The organism is Streptomyces sp. NRRL WC-3549 (assembly GCF_000721935.1).
Taxonomy (GTDB): Bacteria; Actinomycetota; Actinomycetes; order Streptomycetales; family Streptomycetaceae; genus Streptomyces.
Map to the genome: position 1 here is coordinate 76206 of NZ_KL585420.1, position 4545 is coordinate 80750.

Consider the following 4545-nt stretch of genomic DNA (forward strand, 5'->3'; position numbering starts at 1 on the left):
ATCGCGGTCTGCCTTGCCAGCCCGCTCAGAGATGTGTATAAGAGACAGGCCTCCAGGAGGCGCAGGGCCCGGTCGTGACCGATCCTGCTGATCCGGTGGAGCAGCTCTTCCTTCGTCTTGTAGTGGATGTAGAGCGCCGCGGGGCTCATCCCGGCCCGGCCGGCGATGTCACGGGTGGTGGTCGCGTGGTAGCCGCGTTCGGCGAAGGCCTCGACGGCGGCGACGAGCAGTCGCCGGGCCGCCTCGGGCGTGACCTCGCTCCACGGCGTGTCCTCGCCGCCGGTCTCCTCCGCCGCGCTCATCGCCACATGCCCCTCTCCCCTCGCAGGACGAACACCATACCCCGAAGCTGAGCAAGCGCTTAGAGCGCTCCGGGGTGTGGGACGGGCCCGGCCGTCAGAGCTTCTGGAGGGGGTCGTGGTCGGCGAGGAACTTGTCCAGCCTGGCCTGGTCGACCCGGCTGACGATCCGCTCCTCGTCCTGGCGGTCCCTGACGACCTTCGCCAGGGTGAAGCACGAGGTGACGAGGTAGAGGACGCCGATGGCGAGGAAGGCCCGCACCCAGGCACCGGCGTCGAGGAAGAAGATGCCGAGGCCCACCGCGCCCAGGGCCGTACCGAAGGACAGGACGGCCTGGCCGTAGAAGGCGGCGGTGCCCTGCTGCTTGACCACAGATGTCTCACTCATGCCCCACAGCATCCGGCGCGGCGGTCCGCGCCCGCATCCGCGACCGTACTCAGCCGGTACTCAGAGGGCGGGCGGCTCAGAAGGCGGAGACCCCCGTCAGGGCGCGGCCGATGATCAGTTTCTGGATCTGGCTGGTGCCCTCGTAGAGAGTCATCACACGGGCGTCCCTGACCAGCTTGCCCACCGGGTACTCGTCGATGTAGCCGTAGCCCCCGAAGACCTGGAGGGCGTTGTTGGCCGCGCGGACGGCCGCCTCCGAGGCGAAGAGCTTCGCGGTGGAGGCGGCGGTCGCGAAGTCCTGGCCCCGGTCGACGAGGTCGGCCACGCGCCAGGTCAGCATGCGGGCCGCGTCGACGTCCACGGAGATGTCGCTGATCAGTTCCTGGACGAGCTGGTAGCTCGCGATGGGCTTCCCGAACTGCTCGCGCTCGCCCGCGTACCGCACGGCGGCGTCCAGCGCGGCCTGGGCGATGCCGACACAGCCCGCCGCGACCGACATCCGCCCCTTGGCCAGGGCCGACATGGCGACGGAGAAGCCCTTGCCCTCCGGCCCCATGAGCGCGGTCGCCGGGACACGTACGTCCTCCAGCACCAGTTCGGCCGTGGCCTGGCCGCGCAGGCCGAGCTTGCCGTGGACGGTGCGGCGGGTCAGCCCGGGGGTGTCGGCCGGCACGAGAAAGGCGGAGACGCCCCGGTGGCCTGGGGTGTCTCCGGTGCGGGCGAAGAGCAGGACGACATCGGCCCAGGTGCCGTTGGTGATGAACATCTTGGAGCCGTTGATCACATAGTGGTCGCCGTCGCGCACGGCCTTCGTCGTGAGGTTCCCGGCGTCGGAGCCGGTGCCCGGCTCGGTGAGGCCGAAGCAGCCGAGGGCCTCGCCGGCGGTGAGCCGGGGCAGCCAGTGCCGCTTCTGCTCCTCGCTCCCCCAGGAGGCGATGCTCTTGGCGACCAGGCCGAGCGAGACGGAGACGATGCCGCGCACCGAGGAGTCGCCGCGCCCCAGCTCCTCCGTCACCAGGCAGTACGCCAGGTGGTCCCCGCCCGAGCCGCCGTACTCCTCGGGGATCGTGAGTCCGAGGAAGCCGAGCGCACCCAGCTTCTTCGCGATCGACTTGTCGACACTCTCGGCCCGGTCCCACTCCACGACGTGCGGGGTGATCTCGCGTGCGACGAAGTCCTCGGCGAGCTCCCGTACGGCTTCCTGCTCCTCGCTCAGCTCCAGGTTCACCCTGTGACACCCCACTTTAAATTAGCACTGCTAGTTTTCTCTGTGCAGGCCCTACTATGTGCGCCATGGCCCGACCGCGCAAGCCCCTCCTCAGCAGAGACCGCATCGTCGAGGCGGCGGGCGCGCTCGTGGACGCCGAGGGGCTGGACGCGGTCTCGACCCGTCGGCTGGCGGCGGAGCTGGGAGTCAGCGGACCCTCGCTCTACAACCACTTCCGCAACAAGGACGAGATCCTGGACGCGGTGGCGGACGCCGTCTCGGCCCAGGTCGACCTGTCGATGTTCGAGGAGTCCGACGCCCGCGACTGGCCGGCCGCCCTGCACGACTGGGCGGTCTCCTACCGGGCCGCCCTCGCCGCGCACCCACACGTCGTCCCGGTCCTCGCCCAGGGTCCGGGCCGCCGCCCGGCGGGGCTGCGGGTCGCCGACGCGGTGTTCGGGGCGATGGTCCGGGCGGGCTGGCCGCCCGCCCGGGCGACGCACATCGGGGCGCTGATGCGCTACTTCGTCACCGGGTCGGCGCTCGGTTCCTTCGCCCGCGGCTTCGTGGACGACGAGACGGCGTACGACCCGGCCGACTACCCGCACCTGGGCCAGGCCCATCTGCTCGCCGAGCGGCGCCGGCAGGTGGACGAGGGCGCCTTCGAGACCGGGCTGCGGGCGCTGCTGGACGGCCTGGTGCTGCAGTACGAGCAGACCGTCACCGGTGGCGCGACGGTTCGGCGCCCGCCGAACCGCCGCTGACGCATCCTGGACCCATGGCCCGTACGACACCGCACGTCCCGCAGGCGTCCCGGCTCGCCGCCCTCGCCGGGCTGCTGGCCGACGAGACCCGTGCCTCCTTCTGCCTCCTGCTGCTGGACGGCCGGGCGTGGACCGCGGGGGAACTGGCCCGTACCACGGGGGTGGCCGCCTCGACCGCCAGCGAGCACCTGGGGAAGCTGGTGGCCGGGGGCCTGCTGGCCGAGGAACGCCAGGGCAGGCACCGCTATCTGCGCCTCGCCGGCGCGCAGGCCGCCCAGCTGGTCGAGGAACTGGCCGCGCACGCCGCCCCCGACGGCGGGCGGGCGCCCGGGCGTTCGCTGCGCGCGGCGAGCACCGGCAACGCGCTGGCCCGGGGACGCACCTGCTACGACCACCTCGCCGGACGGCTCGGCATCCGGATCACCGAGGCGATGACCGCGCGCGGGCTCCTGCGCCAGGACACCGGCTTCGCCCTCACCGAGGACGGCCTGGAGTGGTTCGGCGCACTGGGCGCCCCGCTGGACACCGCGTCACGGCGGCCCCTGGCGCGCGGCTGTCTGGACTGGACCGAGAGGCGGCCCCATCTGGCGGGCGTGGCGGGCGCGGTCCTGTGCCGGCACGCGCTGGAGGCCGGGTGGTGCGAGCGGTTCGGGACGGGGCGCGCGGTGCGGGCGACGCCGTACGGGCTGCGGGCCCTGGAGGACCTGCTGGGCATCGCCCCCGCGACGGTTGACGCCTGCTGACAATTCGGTGGGTGCCGAACCGTCGGGAAACTACCGTCGTGAGCATGACGACGACACCGACCACGGCCTCCCCTCGGCACCGCGACTGGCGGGCCCCGGCCGCCGCGTGCACCACGGTGGTCCTGTGGGCCTCCGCCTTCGTATCGATCCGCAGCGCCGGCGCGGCCTACTCGCCGGGGGCGCTGGCCCTGGGCCGGCTGCTCGCGGGCGCGCTGACGCTCGGCGTGATCCTGCTCGTACGCCGGGAGGGGCTGCCGGCGCGGGGGGCGTGGCCCGGCATCGTGAGGTCCGGGCTGCTGTGGTTCGGGCTGTACATGGTGGTGCTCAACTGGGGTGAGCGCGAGGTGGACGCGGGCACGGCCGCGATGCTGGTGAACATCGGACCGATCCTGATGGCCCTGCTGGGCGCCGCGCTGCTGGGCGAGTCGCTGTCGCGCCGGCTGCTGGCGGGGATGGGCGTGTCGTTCGCGGGCGCGGTGGTCGTGGGACTGTCGATGTCCGGGCGCGGCGGCTCGTCGGTGCTGGGGGTGCTGCTCTGCCTGCTGGCGGCGGTGGCGTACGCGGGCGGGGTGATCAGCCAGAAGCCCTCGCTGGCGTACGGCTCGCCGCTCCAGGTACCACGTTCGGCTGCCTGATCGGCGCGGCCGGGTGCCTGCCGTTCGCCGGGACGCTGGTCTCCGAGGCGGCCGGTGCCCCGGCCTCCGCGACCCTGAACATGCTCTACCTCGGCGTCTTCCCGACCGCCCTGGCCTTCACCACCTGGGCCTACGCCCTGGCCCGCACCACGGCGGGCCGGATGGGCGCCACGACCTACGCGGTGCCCGCGATCGTGGTGCTGATGTCGTGGCTGCTGCTCGACGAGGTGCCCGCGCCGCTCACGGTGGGCGGTGGCCTCCTCTGCCTCGTCGGGGTGGCCGTCTCACGGAGCCGGGGCCGCACGGGGCCGCCGTCCGAGGACAGGGCCGAACGGCCCTCGGACAGGGCCGGAGAGCCCTCGGACGGGGGCCGTACGACCCTGACGCCGACCACGCCGGAGCCGGATGCTGGGAGGTGACTCACCGTCAGGTGCGGGCGGAGTGCCCGGCCGCACGGACCCAGCCGCAGGAGGCCTGCGAGATGCCGTACACCGACCACGCCCTCGACG

General features: G+C 73.0%; 4 protein-coding genes and 2 pseudogenes. 3 read left to right on the plus strand and 3 right to left on the minus strand.

The genetic code is table 11. From position 1 onward, the window contains the following. From IH13_RS0124865 to IH13_RS0124875, 3 genes and pseudogenes are all read right to left on the minus strand, one after another. Positions 1-302: pseudogene (locus tag IH13_RS0124865) on the minus strand (helix-turn-helix domain-containing protein); the annotation flags it as partial. 94 nt (positions 303-396) lie between these two features. After that, a complete protein-coding gene (locus IH13_RS0124870; RefSeq protein WP_031088030.1) occupies positions 397-687 on the minus strand; it encodes a YiaA/YiaB family inner membrane protein in 291 nt (96 codons plus the stop codon). A gap of 76 nt (positions 688-763) precedes the next feature. Continuing rightward, entirely contained in the window at positions 764-1915 is a 1152-nt protein-coding gene (locus IH13_RS0124875) for an acyl-CoA dehydrogenase family protein (RefSeq protein ID WP_031088032.1), read from the minus strand. Between the two features lie 65 nt (positions 1916-1980). Here IH13_RS0124875 and IH13_RS0124880 point away from each other — a divergent pair, with 65 nt between their 5' ends. The 3 genes and pseudogenes from IH13_RS0124880 (at position 1981) to IH13_RS38310 (ending at position 4455) form a co-directional block, all read left to right on the plus strand. Then, positions 1981-2658 carry a TetR/AcrR family transcriptional regulator gene (locus tag IH13_RS0124880; RefSeq protein ID WP_037842256.1) on the plus strand — a complete coding sequence of 226 codons (678 nt, stop codon included), beginning with the start codon at positions 1981-1983 and terminating at the stop codon, positions 2656-2658. Positions 2659-2672: 14 nt separating this feature from the next. Then, the gene (locus IH13_RS0124885) at positions 2673-3401 is read left to right on the plus strand and encodes an ArsR/SmtB family transcription factor (RefSeq protein ID WP_031088036.1); all 729 of its coding nucleotides are present in this window, start codon (positions 2673-2675) and stop codon (positions 3399-3401) included. Between the two features lie 44 nt (positions 3402-3445). Further along, positions 3446-4455, plus strand: a pseudogene (locus IH13_RS38310) (DMT family transporter). The last annotated feature ends 90 nt before the right edge of the window (positions 4456-4545 follow it).

Excerpts from the sequence above, each read along its gene's own strand:
- IH13_RS0124885 (WP_031088036.1), top strand. The coding sequence starts at position 2,673 with ATGGCCCGTACGACACCGCACGTCCCGCAGGCGTCCCGGCTCGCCGCC.
- IH13_RS0124880 (WP_037842256.1), top strand. The coding sequence starts at position 1,981 with ATGGCCCGACCGCGCAAGCCCCTCCTCAGCAGAGACCGCATCGTCGAG.
- IH13_RS0124870 (WP_031088030.1), bottom strand. The coding sequence starts at position 687 with ATGAGTGAGACATCTGTGGTCAAGCAGCAGGGCACCGCCGCCTTCTAC.